The organism is Sinomonas cellulolyticus (assembly GCF_014656475.1).
Lineage (GTDB): Bacteria > Actinomycetota > Actinomycetes > Actinomycetales > Micrococcaceae > Sinomonas > Sinomonas cellulolyticus.
In genome coordinates this window covers 96,318-120,574 of sequence record NZ_BNCM01000001.1, presented here as the reverse complement: position 1 = coordinate 120,574, position 24,257 = coordinate 96,318, and the positions used below count along the sequence as shown (strand labels likewise).

Below are 24,257 nucleotides of genomic sequence, written 5' to 3'. Positions count from 1 at the left end.
CTACTGGCCGGCGGCCGTCTGGCAGGTCTGCTGGGCGGCAGTCTGCGAGACGATGTTGTCCGGCACCTTCGGCGTGTACTTGTCCCCCGACGCGAAGTCGCTTCCGACGTACAGCTGGACGCCATGGATGGCCGTGGAGGGCTGGACCTGCGAGGCAGGGATGCCGAACTGAGCGGCGACGTCAGTGGCCACGTCCTGGAATCCCGCGCTGTAGTACACCGAAGTCCCGCTCACGGGAGCCGCGGCGAATGCCACCGTCTGGGTGAAGCCGGCTGTCTTGAGGAGCTCGACGAGCGCCTGTGCGCGACCCGCGGCGCCGCTACCATTCGCGACTGCGACGGGCTGGATGGCCTTGTCGTAGGGGGGCGCGCTGGGGGATGCGGCGGGAGCCGAAGCTGCGGGTGCCGACGAAGCAGCGGGGGCCGCAGGCGCCGGTGCGGTCAGATCACGGCCGGCGCGCAAGGCGTCAAAGAGCCCGGATGCGTCGGGTTCCTTCAGCTGGATGCGGTTCGGGTCCTGGGTCCACGGCTCCCAGGGCACCGTGACGAAGGCAACCTTGGAGAGGTCGACGTCCTTGAGCCGATTGCCGATGGTGATGAGGGACTGGGGATTGGCCAGGCCCGAATCCACGGTCAGGTTCTTGGTGATCGTATCCGCGATGGAGAGCATCTTCGGCACGTTGGTGAGCGTGCCGTCCGAGCGGACCTTCCGGGCGAGCGACGCGAGGAAGGCCTGCTGGCTCTTGATGCGCGAGAGGTCGCTGCCGTCGCCCACGCCATGGCGGCTGCGCAGGAATGCGAGGGCCTGCTCTCCCATCACCGTGTTCGTGCCCGCGTGGAGCTTCAGTCCCGAGTAGGGGTCGTCGATCGCGGCGTTGACGCACACGTCGACTCCTCCGATCGTGTTCGAGAGCTCCTTGACCGCATTGAAGTCCGCCAGCAGGAAGTGGTCCACGGTGAGGCCCGTCATCTTGTTCACGGCGTCGAGGAGACAGCCGGGGCCAGCCTCCTGCATCGCCGAGTTCAACTGGCCCGGGTTCTGCGCGGGGAACGTCTTGTGGGTCTTCGGGTCGGTGCACGACGGGATCGGAACCATGAGGTCGCGGGGGAAGCTCGTCATGGAGATCTGCTTGTTGTCCGCCGAAATGTCCATGAGGATCATCACGTCGGAGTTGCCGTACCCGCTGCTGTCCGCCTGGCTGCCGTACTCGCCGTTCGCGCCGTCGCGTGTGTCCGTGCCCATGATGAGTATCTGGAGCCGGTCGGTCGCGTCGTTCGCAGCGTCGGCGGTCGCGTTGCCTGCCGAGAGCGGCGCCTGCCGGAGGTTCGAGCCGAGCCGGATGAACCAGTAGCCTGCGAACGCCAGCCCGGCGATCATCAGGAGCGCCACCACGCCGCCTGTGATCTTCAGGCCGAGATGTCGTGCGCGCCCGACGCGCACATGGCGCTGCGGCGACTGTCCATCGGGGCGCGCATGATGCACGCCGAAGCGGCCGGCGCTGGTCTGCGGGGCGGGGCCACCGGCACGTCGAGCCAAGGAGGGGCCTTCCTGGAGGCAACGGGGGTCAGTCTATGGTACCTGCCACCGGCTGTGAACACCCTGTGGGGTGGTTCCTGCCCCTCGGCGAGGCGTCAGAAGCCGAGACGGCCCAGCTGCTTGGGGTCGCGCTGCCAGTCCTTCGCCACCTTGACGTGCAGGTCGAGGTAGATGCGGGTGCCCAGGAGCGCCTCGATGCCGCGCCGGGCGGTCGAACCGACCTCCCGGAGCCGGCTTCCTCCCTTGCCGATGATGATCGCCTTCTGGGAGGGCCGTTCGACGAAGAGGTTGACGCGCACGTCGAGCAACGGGTTGTCCTCGCTGCGGCCCTCCCGCGGCACGATCTCCTCGACCACGACGGCGAGCGAGTGCGGCAGCTCATCGCGAACGCCCTCGAGCGCGGCCTCACGGATGAGCTCGGCCACCATCACGGCCTCGGGCTCGTCCGTGAGCTCCCCGTCCGGGTACAGCGGCGGCGAGGCGGGCATGCGGTTGATCAGGATGTCGGCGACCGTAGAGACCTGGAATCCGTCCTGCGCGGACACCGGCACCACATCTGCGAAGCCGTCTCCTCCGAGTGCCTCGCGGCCGAGCGCGTCGACGGCGACGAGCTGTTCGGTGAGCTGGGCGCGGTCCACCAGGTCAGCCTTGGTGACGATGGCCACGATCGGCTTGCGCGGCACACCGGCGAGCTGGTTCGCAATGAACCGGTCACCGGGACCGATCCGCTCGTTGGCCGGGAGGCAGAAGCCGATCGCATCGACCTCGGAGAGGGTTTCCGCGACGAGGTCATTGAGGCGCTGCCCGAGAAGCGTACGTGGCCGGTGCAGCCCTGGGGTGTCGACGAGGATGAGCTGGCCATCGGATCGGTGCACGATGCCACGGATGGTGTGCCGTGTGGTCTGCGGCTTGGCCGACGTGATGGCGACCTTCTGCCCCACGAGCGCGTTCGTCAGAGTGGACTTGCCTGCGTTCGGGCGGCCAACGAGGACGGCGAATCCCGCGCGGTACTCGGGCCCCGCCGGCCCAGTGGTCGTATCAGCCATGCGTGCTTCCTGCCTGGTCGTGGTGGTCGGTGGTCGTGGAGTCCTCGACGCGCTCGGCGATCAGGTGGCTGATCCGGTTGCGCCGTCCGAGCCTGCGCTCGGCCGTGAGCCTGATCCCGTGCACCTCCGCGGCGCTGCCCACGATCGGCACCCGGCCGAGCCCCTTGGCGAGAAGGCCGCCTGCCGTCTCGACCTCATCGTCCTCGAGGTCGATGTCGAACAGCTCGCCCAGATCGTCCAGCGCCATGCGGGCTGCGATCCGGAACCGCCCGTCGCCGAGATCGAGCGTCTCAGCCTCGTCGTCGTCGTACTCATCGACGATCTCGCCGACGAGCTCCTCGATGAGGTCCTCGAGCGTCACCAGGCCCGCTGTGCCGCCGTACTCGTCCACGACGATGGCGAGGTGCACGGACTCGCGTTGGAGCTCCTTGAGCAGATCGTCCACCGGCTTGGACTCCGGCACGAAGCGCGGCTCACGTGCTACGGCGTCGACTGCCTCCTCGTGGGCCTCCGGTTCCTCATGCAGCCGCGCAGCGACGTCCTTGAGGTACAGCACGCCGGTGACGTCGTCGAGGCTGTCCCGGAAGACGGGAACGCGTGAGCAGCCCGAGCGCAAGAAGAGCGACATGGCCTGGCGCAGCGTTGCCCCGGACTCCACCGCGACAATGTCCGTTCGCGGAACCATGACCGCGCGGACGAGCGTCTCCCCGAGCTCGAACACCGACTGCAGGAGCTCAGCCTGCTCGTCCTCGAGGTCTTCCGTGTCGCTCGAGCGTTCCACAAACTCTCGCAGCTCGGTCGAGGTGTAGGCAGCATCCTCGTGGTGCGGGTCGGTTCCGGTCGCGGCACTGCCCAGCTGCACAAGCCATCCGGGAATGGGTCCGAGGATGACACGGAGCGCCCGGACGAGGGGCGCCGCTGCCGCCGCAATCGGGACGGCGTGCTGGCGTCCGAGCTGGCGGGGCGACACTCCGACGAGGAGGAAGCCGATGAGCGCCATGACGAAGGTGGCGGCGAGTCCGGCGAGCCACACGTTGGCCAGCCAGCTGTGGGCCAGCACCGCGACGGCGACCGCCGCGGCCGTCTCGAACCAGATCCGCCAGAACCTCAGGGCGTGGACGTGCGGGACCGGGTCCTCGAGGATCAGGGCGAGCGATTCCGCCCGGCCCTGGGCGACGCGTTCCTCGGCCTCGTGCCGCGGGAGGAAAGAGAACGCCGCCTCGGCAGCGGCGAGGAAGCCGGCCAGCGCGACGAAGACGAGGGCGAGGGCGAGGAGGAGGGCTGTGGTCACGCCACCGTCTCGCTCGGTGCCGGCCGGCCGAGGAACTCCGTGAGGAGCTCACGCTGGAGCGTGAACATCTCCTCGCGCTCCTCCGGCTCGGCGTGGTCGAATCCGAGGAGGTGCAGGATCCCGTGAGTGGCCAGCAGGAGCATCTCGTCGTCGGCGGAATGGCCGCCCCGCTGGGCCTGGCTGAGGGCGACCTGCGGGCAGATCGCAATGTCCCCGAGCATGCCCTGGGGCGTGGTTTTCCCAGGTGTGCCAGGGGTCAGCTCGTCCATGGGGACGGAGAGGACGTCGGTCGGACCGGGCTCGTCCATGAGCTCGATGTGGAGCCGCTCCATCGCCGGCTCGTCGACGAGGAGGATGGACAGCTCGGTCTGCGGATGGAGCCAGAGGCGGTCGAACACGAATCGGGCGAGGCGGACGAGGGCTTCGGCGTCGACGCTCAGGCCGGACTCATTGTTGACTTCGATGCTCACGGTTCCAGCTTAGACGGCGCGCTCGCGCCGACGGCGCTCCTGCTTGGCCCGCTCCGCGGCGTCCCACCTGCCGTAGGCGTCGACGATGTCGCCGACGAGCCGGTGCCGGACGACGTCGGAGGCATCCAGCACGGAGAAGCTCACGTCTTCGAGCCCCTGGAGGATCTGCTGCACGATCCGCAGCCCGGACGCTGCGCCTGAGGGCAGGTCCACCTGGGTCACATCCCCCGTGACCACCATCTTCGAGCCGAACCCGAGCCGGGTGAGGAACATCTTCATCTGCTCAGGCGTCGTGTTCTGCGCCTCGTCGAGGATGATGAACGCGTCGTTGAGCGTCCGTCCGCGCATGTAGGCAAGCGGCGCAACCTCGATCGTGCCGGCCGCCATGAGCCGGGGAATGGACTCCGGGTCCATCATGTCGTGGAGCGCGTCGTACAGCGGGCGGAGGTAGGGATCGATCTTGTCGCTGAGCGTGCCGGGGAGGAAGCCGAGCCGCTCCCCCGCCTCGACGGCCGGCCGCGTCAGGATGATCCGGCTGACGTCCTTGTGCTGGAGGGCCTGCACCGCCTTCGCCATGGCGAGGTACGTCTTGCCCGTGCCGGCAGGCCCGATCCCGAAGATCACGGTGTTCGCGTCGATGGCGTCGACGTAGTCCTTCTGGTTCGCCGTCTTGGGACGGATAGTGCGACCGCGGCTGGAGAGGATGTTGTGGGTGAGCACATCCGAGGGACTGGCCACGGTCTGTGTCCGCAGCATCGCCACGAGCTGCTCGAGGGAAGCCGGAGTGACCGGAGCTCCGCTCGCGGCCAAGGCAGCGACCTCCTCGAACAGGCGCCTGATGTGGGGGGCCTCGGCCGAGGGGCCCACAATTGTCAGCTCGTTGCCCCGCGCATGGATGGAGACGTCCGGGAACTGCTCCTCGACGTACTTCAGTGCCTCGTCATGCGGCCCCAGGATCCGGACCATTTCCTCGCTTGATCCGAACCGCAGCACCTCTGTGCGTGCTGCGGGGGTCGTGTGCGGGAACTCGGCTGTCACAGGCGGGTCTTCCTCCTCGTCGGGCCCGAGCGGGCTTGATCCATCGTACGTCCGCGTGAACGTATCAATCCTGCATCACTTGGGGAACAGTTCATCCGCTCGGCTCACCGTACGGAAGCGCTGTGCCAAGCTGGACAGGGCCGCCGCCCGTCCCGCAGTCGGAGGGCGATGTGGAGGACCAGACCCGGAACAGTTCAGCAGAGGACCATGCGAGAGCTCGATCGACCAGCACGCCGTCGGCTGAGGGGGCGGCCTTCCGCTTCCTCGCTGGTGCTTGCTGCGCTCGTCCTGGCTGCTGGCCCCGTCGTTTCCGCCTGTTCTGCGACCAGTAGCCCCCAGCCCAGTATCGCCGTCGGTGCGACCGCCGGTCCCTCTGCTGGGATGACCCAGACGTCCGCCCCGCTCGAGACCTCGCAGACCTCCGCGAAGGCACCTGTGTACTGGTTGGGGCGTGCGCGCGATGGCGTCTACCTCTACCGGGAGTTCCGGGATACGGACAGCAAGGACAACCCGATCGCGACGGCGCTGCGGATCATGATGTCCCAGAAGCCGCTCGATCCGCAGTACTTCACGCCGTGGCAGTCTCCGAAGAAGCTCGCTGCCTCCGTCTCGGGCCGGAACTACATCACGGTCGACGTCTCTTCCGACGCCTTCAACACCGGCGTGGACGAGCCGACCGCCCAGCTGGCGGTGCAGCAGCTCGTCTACACGGCAACAGCGGCAGCGGCCAGCGCGGGGCTCGTGGACGCTGGCCAGCCCATCTCCGTCATGCTGCTCGTCGACGGGCGCACGTCGCAGCTGGCGTTCAACCGCGTCCAGCTCGGCCAGCTCATGCAGCGGGACCCGGCGATGGTTGCGCCGGTGTGGATCATCGACCCGCAGGAGGGCACAGAGGTTGCCAACGGGGCGCTGAAGGTGTTCGGACGGGCGACCGAGCCCGGGAGGGCCTTCGCCTGGCAGATCCTGCGCCACGACGGGCAGGGGGCACGGTCGGTCTACCTCAGCGGCACTGTCACGGCGGGAAACCAGGCTGGACACCTCGGCGAATTCACCGTCACGGTGAACCTGCCGCCCGGTGACTATGAGGTGCGGATCCTGCCGCCCGAGGACGCGTCGGCCGCGCCGACGTCGGGCACCAGCGCGTGGGACTCGAAGGGGATCACCGTCAAGGGCTAGCGCACTGGACGCTCAGTCCCCGCGCCCATCGCGGCTCCCCCAGCGGCCGAGCCGGTCGCTCGCGAGAGCGAGCGCCGCCGGCCCCGCTGTCGAGGACCGGAGGACGTGCGGGCCGAGCAGCGCGAGCCGCGCGCCCGCCGTCGTGAACCGCTCGAGCTCGGCGGGGCTGATGCCGCCCTCCGGGCCGACGATGAACAGGACCTCGCCTACCGCCTCGTCGGGGCTGCTGCCTGCGAGCCCGTCGAGGAGGGCGGAGACGCCTTCCGTGGCCTCTTCGTGGAGCACGACGGCGAGCCGCGCCTCAGCGATCCGGCTCGCCAGACGCGGGCTGTCGACCACGTCCTCGACCTCGGGCACACGAGCCCTGCGCGCTTGCTTCGCGGCAGCGAAGACCACAGAGCGCCACTTGGCGAGGGCCTTGGCAGCGCGCTCACCCTTCCACCGCACGATCGACCGCTCCGCCTGCCACGGGACGACCGCGTCGACCCCGAGCTCGGTGGCCGTCTCCGCGGCCAATTCGTCGCGGTCTCCCTTGGCGAGCGCCTGGACAAGCACGAGCCGGAAGGGCGGTGGCGCCTCGTGGACGATGCGCTCGATCTCCACGTCCAGGCGTGATCCCTCGGCAGCGGCGACGGTGCCCACTGCCCGCGTCCCGGCGCCGTCCGAGAGGTCGACTCCCTCGCCGAGGGCCAGCCGGCGGACGGCCACCGCATGGCGGCCCTCCGGCCCCTCGACGGTGACCAGGCCGCCGGGCTCTACGCCGTCGAGACCGCCGGAGGGCACGTAGAAGAGCGGCCGCGACATGTCAGAGGTTGCCGAGCTTGTCGCGCAGTTTGGCGAACACGCCTCCGCTGCCCACGAGCTTGCCCTCGCCCACCTGCTCGCCCCGCAGCTTCGCGAGCTGGCGCAGGAGCTCCTCCTGCTCGGCGTCGAGCTTGGTGGGGGTCTCGACCTTGACGTGCACGAGCAGGTCGCCGCGTCCCATGCCCCTCAGCCGGGCGACTCCGAGCCCATGGAGAGTCACGACGTCCCCCGACTGGCTTCCCGGGCGGAGGGTGATCTGCTGCTCGCCGTCGAAGGTGTCGAGGGTGAGGTCGGAACCGAGCGCCGCCCCGGTCATCGGCACGCTGAGCGTCGCGTGCAGGTCGTCCCCTTCCCGGGTGAACATCGAGTGCGGCGCGACCCGGATCTCCACGTACAGGTCCCCGGACGGCCCTCCAGCCGTCCCTGCCTCGCCCTGGCCGGCGAGCTGGATGCGCGTGCCCGTCGAGACGCCGGCCGGGATCTTGACGGTCAGCGAACGGCGGCTGCGCACGCGGCCCTCACCGCCGCACTCGTTGCACGGGCTGGGGATCTCGGTGCCGAATCCCGAGCACGTGGGGCACGTGGCCATGGTCATGACCTGGCCCAGGATCGAGCGGACAGGACGCTGGATGTGGCCAGAGCCGCCGCACACGCTGCAGCGCACGGGCTGCGTGCCCGGCTCGCAGCACGAGCCCTCGCACCGGGAGCACGTGACCGCCGTGTCGACCTCGAGCTTCTTGTTGACGCCGAACACGGCGTCCTTGAGCTCGATCCGCACGGCGATGAGCGCATCCTGCCCGCGCCGCACCCGGGAGGCCGGGCCGGCCTGGGCCGCCGATCCGCCGAAGAAGGTCTCGAAGATGTCCTGGAATGCGAAGCCCGCGCCGTTGTACCCGTACCCGTTGTCGGTGCCGTTCTCGTTGCCGGTGGCGTCGTAGACCCTGCGCTTCTGGGGGTCGGAGAGGACCTCGTAGGCGTGGGTGACCGCCTTGAACTGCTCGGCGGCGTGCTCTCCCGGGTTCATGTCCGGGTGGAGCTTGCGGGCCAGCTTCTTGTAGGCCTTCTTGATCTCCTCGGGGGTCGCGTCGGTCGGAACGCCGAGGGTTTCGTAGTGGCTGCTCACGGTTCTCTTTCTGTTGCTTCAGCTGCCGGCGATGATCTTCGACAGGTACCGGGCCACTGCCCGGACCGCCGCCATCGTCGCGGGATAGTCCATGCGGGTCGGGCCGAGGACGCCCACCTTCGCGCCGTCGTCCTGCCCGTATCCGGTGGCCACGACGGAAGTCTCGGCCAGGCCCACGTAGGGGTTCTCACGACCGATCGTCACGGTCACGCCGCGCGGGTCGCTCGCCATCTCGGACAGGAGCCTCAACAGCACCACCTGCTCCTCGAGGGCCTCGAGCACCGGGGAGATGCTCTGGAGGAAGTCGCTGTTGGATCGTGCGAGGTAGGCGGTCCCGGCCATGACCATCCGGTCCTCCCTGCTCGACTCGGCCAGCAGGCCCAGGCCTTGGGCAAGCTCGGCGGCGAGTCTCTGGTCGTGGGCGGGAAGGGCGGCCACGACCTCGGCGGCGCCCGCGGGAAGGCGGCCGACGGCCGTGCCGATGAGCCCCTCGAGGAACCGCTGGCGCAGATACGCCAGCCGGTCGCGGTCGACGTCCTCGCTCACCGTGTGCACGCGCTGCTCGACCGTTCCCGTGTCAGCGATGAGGACCAGCAGGACCTGGCGCGGGGCCATGGCCACCGCCTCGACGTGCCGCACGCGTGCACGCCCCAGCTGCGGGTACTGGACCACGGCGACCTGATTGGTCAGCTGGGAGAGCAGGCGCACCGTGCGCTCGAGCACGTCGTCAAGGTCGTCGGCGCCGTCCAGCAGGTTCTGGATGGCCTGCTTCTCCGCCGAGGAGAGGGGCCGCACTGCGGCGAGGTGGTCCACGAACACGCGGTAGCCCTTGTCCGTGGGCACCCGGCCTGCGCTCGTGTGCGGGGCCACGATGAGCCCCTCGTCCTCGAGCGCTGCCATGTCGTTGCGGATCGTGGCGCTCGAGACGCCGAGCCGGTGGCGCTCGACGAGTGCCTTCGATCCGACCGGCTCGCGGAAGTGCACGTAGTCCTCGACGATGGCCCGCAGGACATCCAGCTTGCGGGGCTCGTTCATCACACCTCCTGCGACGGTCGTGGCTCTGGCGCCGGAGCGGTTCCAGCACCGTGGCGCGGCATCCTGATCCTTAGCACTCTATCGGCTCAAGTGCTAAGTCTAGTATGCTCTCGCGGCACGCACGACGGCGCGGCACGTCCCGGGCGCCCGGGCCGGACCGTAGGATGCTCGGCGTGGACCGCCTGACCTATGACTCCTGGGGGCCAGCCGAGCTGGCTCCGCCCACCCGCGCCGAACTCCCCCTCGTCCCTGTGGAGATCGGGCTCGTCCTCGAGGACGCCGAGTCCGGCTGGGTGGGCGCCGTGACCCGGGTCGAGAAGTCGGGCGGCATGCACGTTATGAGCCTTGAGGACCGCCGCGGGCGGTCGCGCTCCTTCCAGCTCGGGTTCGGTTTCCTCATCGACGGACGGCCCGTGCGCGTTGGTCCCCCGGCCGCCCGCCCCCAACCGGCCGCGCCGACGCGCACGGCCTCAGGCTCGGTCCGGGTCGAGGGCCTGCGTGCACAGGTGGCGAAGGCCAGCCGGATCTGGGTGGAGGGAAAGCACGACGCCGAGCTGGTCGAGAAAGTCTGGGGCGACGACCTCCGGGTGGAGGGGATCGTCGTCGAGCCCCTCCACGGCGTCGACGATCTCGCGGCGGCGATCGCGGAATTCGCACCGGGACCCGAACGGAAGCTCGGGATCCTCGTGGACCATCTCGTCGCAGGTTCGAAGGAATCGCGGATCGTCGAGGAGGCCATGGCGGTACCGGGAGCAACAGGCAACGTCCTCGTGGTCGGCCACCCGTACGTCGACGTGTGGCAGGCGATCAAGCCGTCCACGCTCGGTATACCCGCATGGCCCACAGTTCCCCGCGGCACCGACTGGAAAACAGGCATCCTCGCGGCGTTCGGCTGGCCGCACGCGACGGCCGAGGACGTCGGCCTCGGCTGGCAGAAGCTGCTGGGCGCAGTGCGCACCTACGCTGACCTCGAGCCCTCGCTTCTGGGGCGTGTCGAAGAAGTCATCGACTTCCTGACGGCCTAGGGGCTGGGGCTTGGATATCCTAGGGTGCGTGACCGAGTATCCGCAGAACCGACGAGACCGTGACTACCCCGGCGACACTGCCTCCGCGCCGCTGACCGCGTCCGAGGACCGCCAGTGGGCTACTCTCGCGCACTTCGGCGGAATTCTGGGCTTCGTCCCGTCGCTGCTCATCTACCTCGTCTTCAAGGACCGGGGGCCCTTCACGGCCCAGGAATCCAAGGAAGCCCTCAATTTCACGTTCCCTCCGACCCTTGCGGCGATCGTGCTCAATCTCCTGGGCTTCGTCCCGTTCGTGGGGAACGTCTTCTCGGTGCTTGCGACGCTCATCTGGATCGCCATCACTGTGTTCTCCGTGATCGCCGGCATCCAGGTCAACAGGGGCCAGCCGTACCGCTACCAGTACAACCTGCGCCTCATCCACTAGGGCAGGAGCCGCCGCACCACCGCGTCGGCGAGCAGACGGCCCTGCAGCGTGAGGACGAGCGTTCCGCGGATCGCCGCCGCGCCCTCCACGAGGCCGTCCGCAATCAGTCCTGCGACCGCCTCCCGGCCGCCGCCCCCGCCCGGGGGCGCATCAAGCTCCGATACCGGCAGACCTGAAGCGAGCCGGATCTTCAGCAGGACGCGCTCGACGTGGCGAGTGGCGTCGTCGAGCGTCTCCCGGCCCGCTGCGGGCGAGGCGCCCTGCCCGAGGCGCCCGGCGTAGGCCGCCGGGTGCTTGACGTTCCACCAGCGGACCCCACCGACGTGGGAGTGGGCCCCCGGGCCCACGCCCCACCAGTCTGAGCCGTTCCAGTAGGCGAGGTTGTGCCGGCACTCGAAGCGCGAGGCCGCAGTACCGCTCCCCCCACCACGTGCCCAGTTGCTCACCTCGTACCAGTGGAAGCCCGCGTCGCCGAGCACTGCGTCGGCGACCTCGTACTTCTCGGCGTGGTCGTCGTCGTCGACGTCGGGCACCTCGCCCCGCCGTATCTGCGCAGCCAGTCTCGTGCCATCCTCGACGATCAGCGCGTAGGCACTCACGTGGTCGGGCTCGCACGCAAGGGCCGCGTCCAGCGAGGTGCGCCAGTCCGCAAGGCTCTCCCCCGGCGTCCCATAGATGAGGTCGAGGCTCACATCGAGGCCCGCCTCCCGCGCCCAGCGGACGGCTTCCGGGACCCGGGAAGGGGTGTGGGTACGGTCGAGGACCTTGAGCACGTGGGGCACGGCAGACTGCATCCCGAAGGACACGCGCGTGAACCCCGCGTCGGCGAGCGTCTGCAGCGAGGCTGGGGTCACCGAGTCAGGGTTCGCCTCGGTCGTGACCTCCGCGCCCGGCTCGATCCCCCATTCGGAGACGGCTGCACGCAGGATCGACGCGAGGTCGTCGGCGGCCAGAAGGGTCGGAGTGCCGCCGCCGAAGAACACCGTCGACAGACGACGGCGCGGCACGCCGGAGGCGTCCAGCGCAGCGGCCGCGAAGCGCACCTCGGCGACTGCCGTCGCGGCGTAGTTGGCCTGGGACGCGCCGCCGCCGAGCTCGGTGGCGGTGTACGTGTTGAAGTCGCAGTACCCGCACCGGACCGCGCAGAACGGAATGTGGGCGTAGAGCGAGAACGGCGTGCGCTCGGCGCCGAGCGCGGCCTGAGCCGGGAGGACGCCGTCGGCCGGCGCCGGATCCCCGAGGGGAAGTGCGCTCGGCATGGCTACTTCTTCGCCTTGTCCTTCGACTCGTCCGTGGTGAGCGCAGCGATGAAGGCCTCCTGCGGCACTTCGACGCGGCCCACCATCTTCATGCGCTTCTTGCCTTCCTTCTGCTTCTCGAGGAGCTTGCGCTTGCGGGTGATGTCACCGCCATAGCACTTCGCGAGGACGTCCTTGCGGATGGCCCGGATGTTCTCGCGGGCAATGATGCGCGAGCCGATGGCGGCCTGGATGGGCACCTCGAACTGCTGGCGCGGGATGAGTTCGCGCAGCTTCGCCGTCATCATCGTGCCGTACGCATACGCCTTGTCCCGGTGCGTGATCGCACTGAACGCGTCTACCTGCTCGCCCTGGAGCAGGATGTCGACCTTGACGAGGTCGGCGACTTGGTCGCCGTCGGCCTTCCAGTCCAGCGAGGCGTAGCCGCGCGTCTTCGACTTGAGCTGGTCGAAGAAGTCGAACACGATCTCCGCCAGCGGGATCCAGTAGCGCAGCTCCACGCGGTCTTCGGAGAGGTAGTCCATGCCCTTCATCTGGCCGCGGCGGCCCTGGCACAGCTCCATGATCGCGCCGACAAACTCATTCGGGGCGAGGATCGTCGCCGAGACCATGGGCTCCCGGACCTCGAGGACCTTCCCGCTCGGGAACTCGCTCGGATTCGTCACCGTGACCACTGACTTGTCTTCGAGGGTCACCTCGTAGACCACGTTCGGCGCGGTGGAGATGAGGTCGAGGTTGAACTCGCGCTCGAGGCGCTCCCGGACGATCTCCAAGTGGAGGAGCCCGAGGAAGCCGACGCGGAAGCCGAAGCCGAGCGCCGCCGACGTCTCGGGCTCGTAGACGAGCGCGGCGTCGTTGAGCTTGAGCTTGTCGAGCGCATCGCGCAGGTCCGGGTAGTCGGAGCCGTCGAGCGGGTAGAGGCCCGAGAACACCATGGGCTTCGGATCCTGATAGCCACCGAGCGACTCGGCGGCGGGCTTGGACAGGTTGGTGATGGTGTCGCCCACCTTGGACTGGCGCACGTCCTTGACGCCCGTGATGAGGTAGCCCACCTCGCCCACGCCGAGGCCCTTGGAAGGGATCGGCTCCGGGGAGATGACGCCGATCTCGAGCAGTTCGTGGCTCGCCTTCGTGGACATCATCTGGATCCGCTCGCGCGGGCTGAGGGAGCCGTCGACGACGCGGACGTACGTCACGACGCCGCGGTAGGTGTCGTACACCGAGTCGAAGATCATGGCCCGCGCGGGGGCCGAGGCGTCCCCGACCGGAGCGGGGATGTCCTGCACGATGCGGTCGAGGAGGCCCTCCACGCCGACCCCAGTCTTGCCCGAGACCTTGAGCACGTCCTCGGGGTCGCCGCCGATGAGGTTGGCGAGCTCCTCGGCGTACTTCTCAGGCTGGGCTGCCGGCAGGTCGATCTTGTTCAGGACCGGGATGATCGTGAGGTCGTTCTCCATCGCGAGGTAGAGGTTCGCGAGGGTCTGCGCCTCGATGCCCTGGGCGGCGTCGACAAGGAGGACCGCCCCCTCGCACGCTGCCAGCGATCGGGAAACCTCGTAGGTGAAGTCGACGTGCCCCGGAGTGTCGATCATGTTCAGCGCGTACGCCGTGCCGTCGGCCTCCCAGGGCATGCGGACGGCCTGCGACTTGATGGTGATCCCGCGTTCACGCTCGATGTCCATGCGGTCGAGGTACTGGGCCTTCATGTCCCGCGGCTGCACGACTCCGGTGAACTGGAGCATCCGGTCCGCGAGGGTCGACTTCCCGTGATCGATGTGCGCGATGATGCAGAAGTTGCGGATGATCGACGGATCCGTCGCGGCAGGCACCGGTGCGGTGCGGGCCATGGGAGACACTGTGAACGGTCCTCACTGTCATTGCTGTCGTTGCTGCTGGAATGGCGAGCGTGTTGGCTTTCTAGTCTCCCATAGGCTGGCCCGTATGCTGCGCCGCTTCGTCTCCAGGGTCCTGTCCGCCTTCCGCCCTGCTGCGGAAGGCGCGAGCACCTACCGAGGCGACTTCACAGGCACGGCCGTGGTCGACTACAGGCCCAATCCCGACGGCGCCCCGGATCCGGGCGAGATCGTATGGACGTGGGTGCCGTTCGAGGAAGACCACACCCAGGGCAAAGACCGTCCTGTCCTCATTGTGGGCAGGCGCAGAACGGCGCTGCTGTGCCTCATGCTCACGAGCAAGGACCATGACGGCGGGACACGTGAGCGCGACTACGTCGACATCGGTGCAGGCCCATGGGATCCGAGACGGCGGCCGAGCGAAGTGAGGGTCGACCGCGTCCTCCAGATCGAGCCGGCGGCCGTGCGCCGGGAGGGTGCAGTGCTCGGGCGCCGTCAGTTCGAGATCGTGGCGAGTGCGCTGCGGGAGCGCGGCTGGCAATGAGACTGCCGGCGGTGCTGCCCGCACGTCCCGTCTGCTACTATTGACAGCTGTGTGTCCGTGCAGGTCGGCGGGCACTGACGGCCGACTGCCATAGGCATCCCCACGCCGCTCAGTCGATGGTCGGTCCGAAGCCCTCTAGACCCTGTTGGCATCAACAAGAGAGTTCCCTACGTGGCAAACATCAAGTCCCAGAAGAAGCGCATTCTCACGAACGAGAAGGCGCGTCAGCGCAACATGGCGGTGAAGTCCGAGCTGAAGACGGCCATCCGCGCCGTCAACGCCGCTGTGGTCTCCGCCGATAAGGGCGCCGCCGTTGCCGCTCTGGCCCACGCGAGCAAGAAGCTCGACAAGGCTGTGAGCAAGGGCGTCATCCACAAGAACCAGGCCGCGAACCGCAAGTCGGGCATCGCGAAGCGGGTCGGCAACATCGCCTGATCCCCTCGGGTACCTTTCGGCCGGGGCCGGCATCCTCCCAGGGATGCCGGCCCCGGCCGTTTCTGTCAGCGCGCCCGGGCGGCCGAGCTGACGATTCCGAGCGCACGCTCCACCGCATACCCGGGATCCCGGGCGAGCCCCTTCACCTCGGCATCGGCTTCGGCGACCGCGCGGATGGCAGCTGCGAGGCTCTGCGGCGTCCACCCGCGGATATCCCGCTGTGCCTGTTCGACCAGCCACGGCTGCATGCCCAGCTCCCGCGCGATACTCTGCGCGGAGCCGCGCGCACCGGCGACCTTCGCGAGGGTCCGAAGCTTCGCGGCCAACGCCGCGACCATCGGCACAGGGTCTACACCGGTCTCGAGGGCGTGCCGGAAGGCGGAGAGCGCCTGTGCCGTCTGGCCCGCCAGCGCAGCGTCTGCGACCTTGAAAGCCGTCGCCTCGACCCTGCCGCCGAAGTACTTCTCCACGAGGGCGGCGTCAACCGTGGAGCTGGCGTCGAGCGCAAGCTGCGAGCATGCGGCTGCCAGCTCCGCGAGGCTGCTGCCGACGGCGGCGACCAGCGCCTCGATGCCCTCACGGTCGATCCGCCGCCCGGAGCCGCGGAACTCTGCCGCGACAAAGGCGGCCTTGTCCGCATCCCTCTTGAGGGGCTGACAGTCGATGACCGGGGCTCCGGACGTCTTCACCGCGTCGAGCAGCTTCTTGCCTCGCGTTCCGCCGGCGTGCCGGAGCACGAGGACGACCTCCTCCGCGGGAGCCGTCAGGTAGGCAAGTCCATCGCGGAGGAACTCCTCGGTCATCGATTCGAGGCCGTGGACTTCGACGAGCTTGCTGTCACCGAAGAGCGAGGGCGAGGCGGCCATGAGGAGTTCGCCGCCCGAGTAGTTGGCAGCGTCGAGGCGCGTCACCTCGAGGTCAGGGCTCTGCGCGCGCGCCTTCGCCCGCACGCCGTCGATCGCGCGCGATGCCAGGTACTCTTCCGGCCCGACGATCAGGACCACGGGGGCCGGGGCCGCCTCGCGCCAGTCCACCGTGCCGACGCTCTTCGCCGTTGATCGTGAAGCGGCTCCGCCGCGCTGGGCAGACGCCCGGGCTCCACGGGCGGCGGGGCTCATACGCGGGCCTTCAGTGCTGGCTGGACGACGATCACCCCTCCACTCTGCCATGCCGCGACCCGCGCCCCAATCCGAGGATGCCGTCCACTCGGCTCCGCACGGACTGCGACAGCACGGCCCACAGCCATGCCATCCAGCGCCGCCCCGTGGGGAGCAGCACAGCCCAGAGCGCTACGGCGTTCACGGCTGAAAGCCCCGCCATGGCGAACGCGCCGGCCAAGCCCTCCGGCCAGGGGACCGTAGCTCCCGGGGCCTGTGCGAGGACCCGGGCGACGGAGGCGACCGCCTGTGCGGCCGCGCCTCCGACCGCAGTGGCCAGGAACGCTGCTGGAGGGCACCATGTGCACACCGCGAGGGCGATCGTACCCGCCACGGTGACGACCGGCACGAAGGGTGCGGAGAGAAGGTTTGCGGCCAGGGACATCGACAGGAAGGCTGGCTGGACGAGCACGATGAGCGGTCCGCAGGTGAGCTGTGCTGAGAGGGGGACAGCCACGGCCGCCGCGAGCCACGCTGGCAACCGTGCAGCGAGGACGACGGTGAGCGGAGGACCGAGGACGGCAATGCCGAGAGTCGCAGCGACAGAGAGCAGGAAGCCCATGCTCAGGGCTAGCGCTGGTTCGAGGAGCACGAGCACGAGGACCGCTGCCGAGACGGCCGAACAGCTGCGCCCCGCCCGGCCGCTCAGGAGGGCGAGGAGGCCGACGGCGCCCATGGCGGCGGCCCGCAGGACGCTCGGCTCCGGTCCGACCACCGCAGCGAACGCGAGGAGTGCCGCGGCACAGCCGAGAACGGAGGCTGGCCTGCTGGCCCGGACCAGTCTCAGCGCGAGCAGCACCGCTCCGAACAGCAGGGTGAAGTTCGCCCCGCTCACCGCGGTCAGGTGCCCGAGCCCCACATCCCGCATTGCCGTCTCAAGGTCCGCCGGCAGCGCCGCCGTGTCGCCGACCGTCATCCCGGGCAGCAGGCCTGCAGCATCGCTCGAGAGCCAGCCGGCCGAGGCCCGCAGGGACTCCCTGACGCCGGCGAGGAACTGCCGCGGCGGGTCGGTGGCCACGACCTTCGGGCGTGACGAGATGCTCAGCAGCGCCGAGCCTCCTGCCCGTGCCGACGGCACGACCCGGCCGCTGACCTCTACGGTGGTCCCTGCGCGCAGCGATGCGGCCTCCGAACCTCCAGCGACTAAGATCGCCGCCGAGGCTGAGAAGACGCGCCCCTCCGCCTTTCCGCACACGAGGGTCCCAGCGGCCGTGTAGCGCGAGGCGGATGCAAAGGGTCTCGAGGAACGCTGCGGGGTCGGATCACCCGTGATGACCACCGTCGCGATCACAGTGCCACCCTGCTCGAGGAGATCCCCTGCCGGTCCCTCACGCTCGACGACGGCATGTTCGAGCGCGGCTGCTGTGCCCGCGGCTCCGGCAAGGAGGACGCAGACGCAGAGCGCCACCACGCCCCGGGCACGGCTCGACCTCATCAGCCCCACCATGCACGCGGCACCACCCATCAGGGCCGCCACCGCCGCACCGACCACCGCGGCCAGAGCAGCGTGCCTCGAGTCAGGGGCCACCACACCGCCAGCGGCGGCACCGGCCCACGCTGCCGCGCCGAGGGGAACGAGCCGGAGGTCGCGCCACCGTCCCGGCGCCATCTGGATGGCACCCTGGTCGATGGACCGTTGGAACGCTCGCCGCCGGAGCCGCTCCGAGAGGCTCTCGGCGGGCCCCTCCCGCGGGCTCCGCATCCCGGCCACAGCGGCGTCGCGATAGCCATTCCAGCGATTCCGCCTCCCGGCAGGGCCCCCGGTCATCAGTCGCTCAACCCACCGTCACGAGCGGCACGAGGGACTCGAGCATCTTCGCTCCGATGCCGCCCACGGCGTCCAGATCCTCGGGCGTGGCGAACCTCCCGTGGGCGGTGCGGTAGTCCACGATCCGCTGGGCGAGGACAGGCCCAACGCGCGGCAGGGTCGAGAGTTCCTCCACCGCCGCGGTGTTGATATTCACGCGAGGTGCCGAGCCGCCACCACGCCCCGACGCGGGACCGCCCCCGCCAGAGGCACCACCGCCCCCTCGCGCCGCCGGCGACTCCGCGGCGGCGCCATGGTCCTCGGCCTCGCCCTCCGACGGGACGCGCAACTGCGTTCCGTCCTCGATCCGTGCCGCGAGGTTCAACCGGGCAACGTCGGCACCGCCCGCGGCCCCGCCGGCCGCGGCGATCGCCTCGTACACGCGCGCACCGGGCGGCAGGTGGTACACACCCGGGGCTGCCACTGCACCGGCGACGTGCACAGTGGGCCCGGCGGCAGCGGCTGACGGCGATGGGGCCGCGCTGTCGGGCTGCTCGGACGCCGCCTCGACGGACCGCACCTCCGGCCGCGCGGAACCGACGGTCATCCACCAGCCAGTCAGGCACAGCGCCAGGACGCCCGCGACCACCGCACCGAGCCGCAACGAGAGGCTGAACCGCACCGCCGTGCGGCGGGACGGCCGGGCCCCGCCCTCCTCTGCGTGCTCCTCGGCACCTCCCGAGAGGTCAAGGAGCGGCTCGGCAGGCTGCGCCGTCGCGGAGTCCGAGAACAGGGCATCCCACCGGTGACGGGCTTCCTGCCTCCGCACCCGTGCCGACTCCCTGCGCAAGACCATGCGGCCACGCTCCCATCGGCGATGTGCTCGGAGGGAACGTACGGCCGCCTATGTGGAGGACACGCCGAAGCGCCTCCTGTGGAGGAAGAGTGTCACACGTCCGAGGACGTCATCCTTCGGCCGCCTCATCCCCACCTGCGCCCTCGGCGACGATCACGGCAATCACACCAAGCCCGGTGTGGGCGGCGAGGACAGCCGGCATCGGCGAGAGCGCGACGTCGGCCGTCTGCATGCCGAGGTCACGGGCCATGTCCGCCGCGAACGCGGCGGCCTCGTCCCGATTGCCGAAGAAGTGGACCGCGACGGCGGGATCCCGCCGCGTGCGGGCGGCCGTCACGGCGAGCTCGCGCAGCCGCGGGACAGCCCGTGCCGCCGTACGGACCCTCTCGAGGGGGACGATCAGGCCGTCCCGGAGGCACAGGATCGGCTTGATCGCCAGGACGGTGCCGACGAGCGAAGCCGCCGCGCCGATCCGTCCCCCTCGGCGGAGCTGCTCGAGGCTCGGGACATAGAAGAAGACGTCCGCGTGCGTGAGCCGGCCGAGCGCCGCCGCACGCACCGCGGCGCCATCGGCGCCGCGTGCGGCCGTCTCCACCGCGGAACGCACCGCGAAGCCGAGCGCCATGCCAGCGGTCCCCGAGTCCACGACCTCAACCGGCACGTCCACGCGCCCGGCCGCGATCCGCGCGGCGTCCGCCGTCCCGGAGAGCTTGCCGGACAGGTGCAGGGAGACGATGCCTTCGAAGCCCGCCGTCGCGAAGCCGCGGTAGACCCGTTCGAACTGCCCGGGCGCCGGCCGCGACGTCCTCACGGTGCGGCCAGTCGCGAGCGCGATGCCCAGCGCCGTGTCGACGTCCTCACCGTCGGTGAAGATCTCCTCCCCCGCCATCACCGGGAGCACGACCGAGGCGAAGCAGCCAGCGCGCTCGAACTCGTCCGACCACTCCTCGGGGAGGGCCGCCGAAGAGTCGGTGACGACGGCGATGCGCGGCCGCGGGGGCAGTTCGGCAGGGGTCGGTCCCTGACGGAGCCGGCCCCAACGGCGTCTCAGCCATGCGATCGCGGGAACATCCGCGGCCTGGTCGTCAGCCACGAGTCAGAGGCCTCAGGCGGGCACGATGTTGACCAGCTTCGGCGCGCGGACGATCACCGTGCGGATGCCGCGGCCGTCCAGCACCCGCGCCACGTTCTGCGACGAGAGTGCGAGTTCGCGCAGCGCGTCCTCGGAGATGTCCGGGGCCACCTCGAGGCGGTCACGCACCTTGCCGGCCACCTGCACGACCGCCGTCACCGTCTCCTCGACGGTGAGCGAAGGATCGTGCTGCGGCCAGGCGGCATTCGCCACGGAGGGCTCGTGGCCGAGGGCCGCCCATAGGTCCTCAGCCGTGTAGGGCGCGAACATGCTCAGCATGACCGCCACGGTCTCGACGGCCTCGCGCACGGCGGGGTCCGCCCCGCCCGGTCCGCTGTCGATCGCCTTGCGGGTCGCGTTGACGAGCTCCATCGTCTTGGCCACGACGACGTTGAACTTGTGGGCGTCGAGCAGTTCCTCGGCCTCTGCGATGGTGCGGTGCGTGACGGCCCGGAGGGCGCGGTCGCCGCCGGACGGATCGGTTCCCGGCGCACTCGTGACGTCCTGTCCGAGGCGCCAGGCCCGGGCCAGGAACTTCGCGGAACCCGACGGCGAGACGTCGGCCCAGTCCACGTCATCCTCCGGCGGGGACGCGAACACCATCGTGAGGCGGACGGCGTCGACCCCGTAGGTGTCCAGCTGCTCGCCCAGATCGACGCCGTTGCCGAGGGACTTGCTCATGGCCTTGCCGCCGTTGAGCACCTGGCCCTGGTTCATGAGTGCGGCGAAGGGCTCGTCCGCGTCGATGAGGCCCATGTCCTTCAGGACCTTCGTGAAGAACCGGCTGTACAGCAGGTGCAGGATCGCGTGCTCGACGCCGCCCACGTACTGCGCCACCGGCATCCAGCGCCGGGCGGCCTCCGGGTCGAACGGACCCTGCGTGTAGTCCGGGGAGAGGTAGCGGAGGTAGTACCACGAGGAGTCCACGAACGTGTCCATCGTGTCCGTGTCCCGCTTGGCGGGGCCCCCACAGCGGGGGCAGGTGACATTGACCCAGTGCTCGGCGGCCGCGAGGGGGGACGTGCCCTTGGGCGCGAGCTGCTCGCCGCGCAGGTCATCCGGCAGGCGCACGGGGAGCTCGTCGTCCGGCACCGGCACCTCGCCGTCCACCGGGCAGTGGATGATCGGGATCGGCGCGCCCCAGAAGCGCTGTCGGGAGAGCAGCCAGTCACGCAGGCGGTAGTTGATCGTCCCCTCCCCGGTGCCGGCGTCTTGGACGATCTCGATGGCCTTGGCGATTCCCTCGGCCTTTGAGAGCCCGTTGAGCGGACCGGAGTTGATGATCGTGCCCTCGCCGTTCGTGGCGACGCCGGAGACCGCGGGGTCCTCCTCACCGGTGTCCAGGACGGCCCGGACCGGCAGGCCGAAGGCCTTGGCGAAGTCGAGGTCTCGCTGGTCGTGCGCGGGGACGGCCATGATCGCGCCGGTGCCGTACTCTGCCAGGACGTAGTCGGCAGCCCACACCGGCAGCTTCTCGCCGTTGAGCGGATTGACGGCGTAGCGGCCCAGGAACACGCCGGTCTTCTCCCGGTCGGTGTTCTGCCGCTCGATCTCACTCAGCGCCTTGACCCGGTCCTGGTACTCGGAGAGGGCCTGCGCCTGGCCGGGGGCAACGAGCTCTGAGGCCAGCTCGGCGTCGGCCGCCACGACGAAGAAGGTGGCGCCGTACAGCGTGTCGGGGCGCGTGGTGAAGACGGTGACCTCGCGCTCGGGCTGCGGCCCCTCGGCCTCGATCGTGAAGCGCACATGGGCGCCCTCGGACCGGCCGATCCAGTTCCGCTGCATAGCCAGCACTCGCTCGGGCCAATGGCCCTCGAGCTCGGTCATGTCGTCCAGCAGGCGCTCGGCGTAGTCGGTGATCTTGAAGTACCACTGGTTGAGGGCCTTCTTGGTCACGGGCGTGCCGCAGCGCTCGCACGCGCCGTTGACGACCTGCTCGTTGGCCAGGACCGTCTGGTCCTTCGGGCACCAGTTCACGGGGTGGTTCTTGCGGTACGCGAGGCCACGCTCGTAGAAGCGCAGGAACAGCCACTGGGTCCACCGGTAGTACTCGGGGTCCGAGGTGTGCAGACGCCGTGACCAGTCCAGGCTCAGGGCGTACCGCTTGAACGAGGCGGCCTGGGTCTCGATGTTGGCATAGGTCCACTCCGCCGGGTGGGCGTTGCGCTTGATGGCGGCGTTCTCCGCGGGCAGCCCGAACGAGTCCCACCCGATCGGGTGGAGGACGTCGTAGCCCTTGAGGCGCCAGTACCGCGCCACGACATCGCCCATGGCGAAGGCCTCGGCGTGGCCCATGTGCAGGTCGCCGGAAGGATACGGGAACATGTCGAGCACGTACCGCCGCTCCCGGGTGCCGTCGTCGCGCGGCGTGAACACGCCGAGCTCGTCCCACACGGCCGGCCATCTGGCTTCGATCGAGGGAAAGCTGTACGCACCCTGCTCGATGCCCTGTTGCGCGCCCAGCGCCTCGTCCTGAACGACCTGCTCTTCGCTCACCGTATTCTCTCCACTGAAGTCGCTTCCTGGGCGTCCTGCCCCCTGACACACAAAAGCCCCTCACACGGAGGGGCTGCCGCTCGCTGCCGTCATCCCGGAGGGATCGGCCCGCAAGCGGCTATCGAAGGAGGAGGATGCCACGCATACCTGCCATCGTACCGCAGGGCCCGGGCACGACGGCGAGTGCTCGCCGTCGTGCCCGGGGTGCGGCAGCCGCGTGGCGCGGCTGTGGGCTACTTCACGTCCGCGTCGACCCAGTCCATCGACTTCGTGACGGCCTTCTTCCAGAGGCGCATCTGCCGGTCGCGCTCGCCCTCGTCCATGCTCGGGCTCCAGCGCTTGTCCTCGCCCCAGTTGGCCGAGCACTCGCCGAGGTCCTTCCAGAACCCGACCGCGAGACCGGCAGCGTAGGCCGCACCGAGCGCGGTGGTCTCGATGACCTTGGGCCGGACCACGTCGACGCCGAGGATGTCCGCCTGGAACTGCATCAGCGCGTCATTGGCGACCATGCCGCCGTCGACCTTCAGCTCGGCGAGCGGCACCCCGGAGTCGGCGTTGACAGCGTCCAGCACCTCGCGGGTCTGGAACGCGGTCGCCTCGAGGGCGGCGCGGGCGATGTGGCCCTTGTTGACGTACCGGGTGAGGCCCACGATGGCGCCGCGTGCGTCCGCGCGCCAGTAGGGCGCGAAGAGGCCCGAGAACGCGGGGACGATGTAGACGCCTCCATTGTCCTGAACGGTCTTGGCGAGCGTCTCCACCTCGGGCGCGGACTGGATCATGCCGAGGTTGTCGCGCAGCCACTGGATGAGCGAGCCGGTGACCGCAATCGAGCCCTCGAGTGCGTAATGCGGCTTCGCATCGCCGAGCTTGTACCCGACGGTGGTGAGGAGGCCGTTCTTCGAGTGGACGATCTCCTCGCCCGTGTTGAAGATGAGGAAGCTGCCCGTGCCGTACGTGCTCTTTGCCTCGCCCGTCTCGAACGCCGCCTGGCCGAACGTCGCCGCCTGCTGGTCGCCCAGGATGCCCGCCACGGGGGTCTCGCGCAGGAGCTGCGAGCCGTGGACGGTGCCGTAGACCTCGGAGGACGACCTGATCTCCGGCATCATCGAGGCCGGCACACCGAAGGCGTCGAGGATCTCCTGGTCCCACGAGAGCGACTCCAGGTCCATGAACATGGTCCGGGAGGCGTTGGTGACGTCTGTGGCGTGCACTCCCCCGTCGGTGCCGCCCGTGAGGTTCCACAGGACCCACGAGTCGGTGTTGCCGAAGAGCAGGTCGCCCGCCTCGGCCTTGGCCCGGGCTCCTTCGACGTTGTCCAGGATCCACTTGATCTTCGTTCCCGAGAAGTAGGTTGCCAGCGGCAGGCCCACCTTCTGCTTGAACCGCTCCACGCCGCCTTCGGCCGCGAGTTCGTCGACGATCGGCTGTGTACGCGTGTCCTGCCAGACGATGGCGTTGTAGACGGGCTCGCCCGTGGTCTTGTCCCACACCACCGCGGTCTCGCGCTGGTTGGTGATGCCGACGGCGGCAATGTCGTGCCGCGTCAGGTTCGCCTTCGAGAGCGCCTGGCCGACCACCTCGCGGGTGTTGTCCCAGATCTCCTTCGCGTTGTGCTCGACCCACCCGGCGTGCGGGAAGATCTGCTCGTGCTCGAGCTGGCCGGTGGAGACGATGGACCCGGAGTGGTCGAAGACGATGGCCCGGGTGCTCGTGGTTCCCTGGTCGATGGCGATGACGTACTGCGCATTGCCCTGCTGCGCGCTGGGCGCTGATTCAGACATTCATGGCTCCTTTGGATGAGTCTTCAGGG

Annotated in this window: 21 protein-coding genes; 5 read left to right on the top strand and 16 right to left on the bottom strand. The window is 69.5% G+C overall.

The features are described 5' to 3' along the window. The 5 genes from IE231_RS00530 to IE231_RS00510 form a co-directional block, all read right to left on the bottom strand. Nucleotides 1-1,389: an LCP family protein gene (locus IE231_RS00530; protein ID WP_229866403.1), complete on the bottom strand. Its 1,389-nt coding sequence runs from the start codon at nucleotides 1,387-1,389 to the stop codon at nucleotides 1-3. A 242-nt stretch (nucleotides 1,390-1,631) separates the two neighbouring features. After that, complete coding sequence (gene era, locus IE231_RS00525) at nucleotides 1,632-2,582, bottom strand: GTPase Era (protein ID WP_189691989.1); 951 nt, start codon at nucleotides 2,580-2,582, stop codon at nucleotides 1,632-1,634. After that, nucleotides 2,575-3,873, bottom strand: a complete 1,299-nt coding sequence (locus tag IE231_RS00520) for a hemolysin family protein (protein ID WP_189691988.1) — start codon at nucleotides 3,871-3,873, stop codon at nucleotides 2,575-2,577. Before IE231_RS00520 ends, era begins: the two co-directional genes overlap by 8 nt. Further along, on the bottom strand, nucleotides 3,870-4,343 hold the full coding sequence (gene ybeY, locus IE231_RS00515) for an rRNA maturation RNase YbeY (RefSeq protein ID WP_189691987.1): 474 nt from the start codon (nucleotides 4,341-4,343) through the stop codon (nucleotides 3,870-3,872). The genes IE231_RS00520 and ybeY overlap by 4 nt, the downstream gene beginning before the upstream one ends. 9 nt (nucleotides 4,344-4,352) lie before the next feature. Next, the gene (locus IE231_RS00510; protein WP_229866402.1) at nucleotides 4,353-5,381 is read right to left on the bottom strand and encodes a PhoH family protein; all 1,029 of its coding nucleotides are present in this window, start codon (nucleotides 5,379-5,381) and stop codon (nucleotides 4,353-4,355) included. 381 nt (nucleotides 5,382-5,762) lie between these two features. Here IE231_RS00510 and IE231_RS00505 point away from each other — a divergent pair, with 381 nt between their 5' ends. Continuing rightward, a complete protein-coding gene (locus IE231_RS00505) occupies nucleotides 5,763-6,557 on the top strand; it encodes a GerMN domain-containing protein (protein ID WP_189691986.1) in 795 nt (264 codons plus the stop codon). A 12-nt stretch (nucleotides 6,558-6,569) separates the two neighbouring features. Here the strand turns inward: IE231_RS00505 and IE231_RS00500 are convergent, their stop codons facing one another. Genes IE231_RS00500 through hrcA form a run of 3 tightly spaced genes read right to left on the bottom strand, consistent with a single transcriptional unit; the run spans nucleotide 6,570 to nucleotide 9,519 of the window. Continuing rightward, entirely contained in the window at nucleotides 6,570-7,361 is a 792-nt protein-coding gene (locus IE231_RS00500; RefSeq protein WP_189691985.1) for a 16S rRNA (uracil(1498)-N(3))-methyltransferase, read from the bottom strand. A 1-nt stretch (nucleotide 7,362) separates the two neighbouring features. Beyond that, entirely contained in the window at nucleotides 7,363-8,484 is a 1,122-nt protein-coding gene (gene dnaJ / locus IE231_RS00495; RefSeq protein WP_189691984.1) for a molecular chaperone DnaJ, read from the bottom strand. Between the two features lie 18 nt (nucleotides 8,485-8,502). Beyond that, nucleotides 8,503-9,519 carry a heat-inducible transcriptional repressor HrcA gene (hrcA, locus tag IE231_RS00490; protein WP_189691983.1) on the bottom strand — a complete coding sequence of 339 codons (1,017 nt, stop codon included), beginning with the start codon at nucleotides 9,517-9,519 and terminating at the stop codon, nucleotides 8,503-8,505. Between the two features lie 182 nt (nucleotides 9,520-9,701). Between hrcA and IE231_RS00485 the strand changes: the two genes are divergently transcribed. Together IE231_RS00485 and IE231_RS00480 are read left to right on the top strand one after the other, a co-directional pair. Further along, nucleotides 9,702-10,544, top strand: coding sequence for a DUF3097 domain-containing protein (locus tag IE231_RS00485; protein WP_189692277.1), 843 nt, complete (start codon nucleotides 9,702-9,704; stop codon nucleotides 10,542-10,544). A gap of 28 nt (nucleotides 10,545-10,572) precedes the next feature. Next, nucleotides 10,573-10,968 carry a DUF4870 domain-containing protein gene (locus tag IE231_RS00480; protein WP_229866401.1) on the top strand — a complete coding sequence of 132 codons (396 nt, stop codon included), beginning with the start codon at nucleotides 10,573-10,575 and terminating at the stop codon, nucleotides 10,966-10,968. Here the strand turns inward: IE231_RS00480 and hemW are convergent. Both hemW and lepA read right to left on the bottom strand, forming a co-directional pair. Beyond that, nucleotides 10,965-12,227 (bottom strand): radical SAM family heme chaperone HemW, encoded by a 1,263-nt coding sequence (hemW, locus tag IE231_RS00475; RefSeq protein ID WP_189691982.1) that lies wholly within the window; start codon nucleotides 12,225-12,227, stop codon nucleotides 10,965-10,967. The genes IE231_RS00480 and hemW overlap by 4 nt on opposite strands. A gap of 2 nt (nucleotides 12,228-12,229) precedes the next feature. Continuing rightward, nucleotides 12,230-14,083: a translation elongation factor 4 gene (lepA, locus tag IE231_RS00470; RefSeq protein WP_189691981.1), complete on the bottom strand. Its 1,854-nt coding sequence runs from the start codon at nucleotides 14,081-14,083 to the stop codon at nucleotides 12,230-12,232. A gap of 85 nt (nucleotides 14,084-14,168) precedes the next feature. On the opposite strand from lepA, the gene IE231_RS00465 reads away from it, so the two are divergent. Then, a complete protein-coding gene (locus IE231_RS00465; RefSeq protein ID WP_201896900.1) occupies nucleotides 14,169-14,624 on the top strand; it encodes a type II toxin-antitoxin system PemK/MazF family toxin in 456 nt (151 codons plus the stop codon). 171 nt (nucleotides 14,625-14,795) lie between these two features. After that, entirely contained in the window at nucleotides 14,796-15,059 is a 264-nt protein-coding gene (gene rpsT / locus IE231_RS00460; RefSeq protein ID WP_189691979.1) for a 30S ribosomal protein S20, read from the top strand. A gap of 65 nt (nucleotides 15,060-15,124) precedes the next feature. Here the strand turns inward: rpsT and holA are convergent, their stop codons facing one another. The 6 genes from holA to glpK all read right to left on the bottom strand — a co-directional run bounded on the left by holA (nucleotide 15,125) and on the right by glpK (nucleotide 24,228). Then, a complete protein-coding gene (gene holA, locus IE231_RS00455) occupies nucleotides 15,125-16,177 on the bottom strand; it encodes a DNA polymerase III subunit delta (protein ID WP_189691978.1) in 1,053 nt (350 codons plus the stop codon). 31 nt (nucleotides 16,178-16,208) lie between these two features. Next, complete coding sequence (locus tag IE231_RS00450; RefSeq protein WP_189691977.1) at nucleotides 16,209-17,918, bottom strand: ComEC/Rec2 family competence protein; 1,710 nt, start codon at nucleotides 17,916-17,918, stop codon at nucleotides 16,209-16,211. 73 nt (nucleotides 17,919-17,991) lie between these two features. Next, nucleotides 17,992-18,819 (bottom strand): ComEA family DNA-binding protein, encoded by an 828-nt coding sequence (locus IE231_RS00445; RefSeq protein ID WP_189691976.1) that lies wholly within the window; start codon nucleotides 18,817-18,819, stop codon nucleotides 17,992-17,994. 109 nt (nucleotides 18,820-18,928) lie between these two features. Beyond that, nucleotides 18,929-19,912 carry a DegV family protein gene (locus tag IE231_RS00440; protein ID WP_229866400.1) on the bottom strand — a complete coding sequence of 328 codons (984 nt, stop codon included), beginning with the start codon at nucleotides 19,910-19,912 and terminating at the stop codon, nucleotides 18,929-18,931. A 12-nt stretch (nucleotides 19,913-19,924) separates the two neighbouring features. Further along, a complete protein-coding gene (leuS, locus tag IE231_RS00435) occupies nucleotides 19,925-22,447 on the bottom strand; it encodes a leucine--tRNA ligase (protein ID WP_189691975.1) in 2,523 nt (840 codons plus the stop codon). 233 nt (nucleotides 22,448-22,680) lie between these two features. Next, nucleotides 22,681-24,228, bottom strand: coding sequence for a glycerol kinase GlpK (gene glpK / locus IE231_RS00430; protein WP_189691974.1), 1,548 nt, complete (start codon nucleotides 24,226-24,228; stop codon nucleotides 22,681-22,683). Between the last annotated feature and the right edge of the window lie 29 nt (nucleotides 24,229-24,257).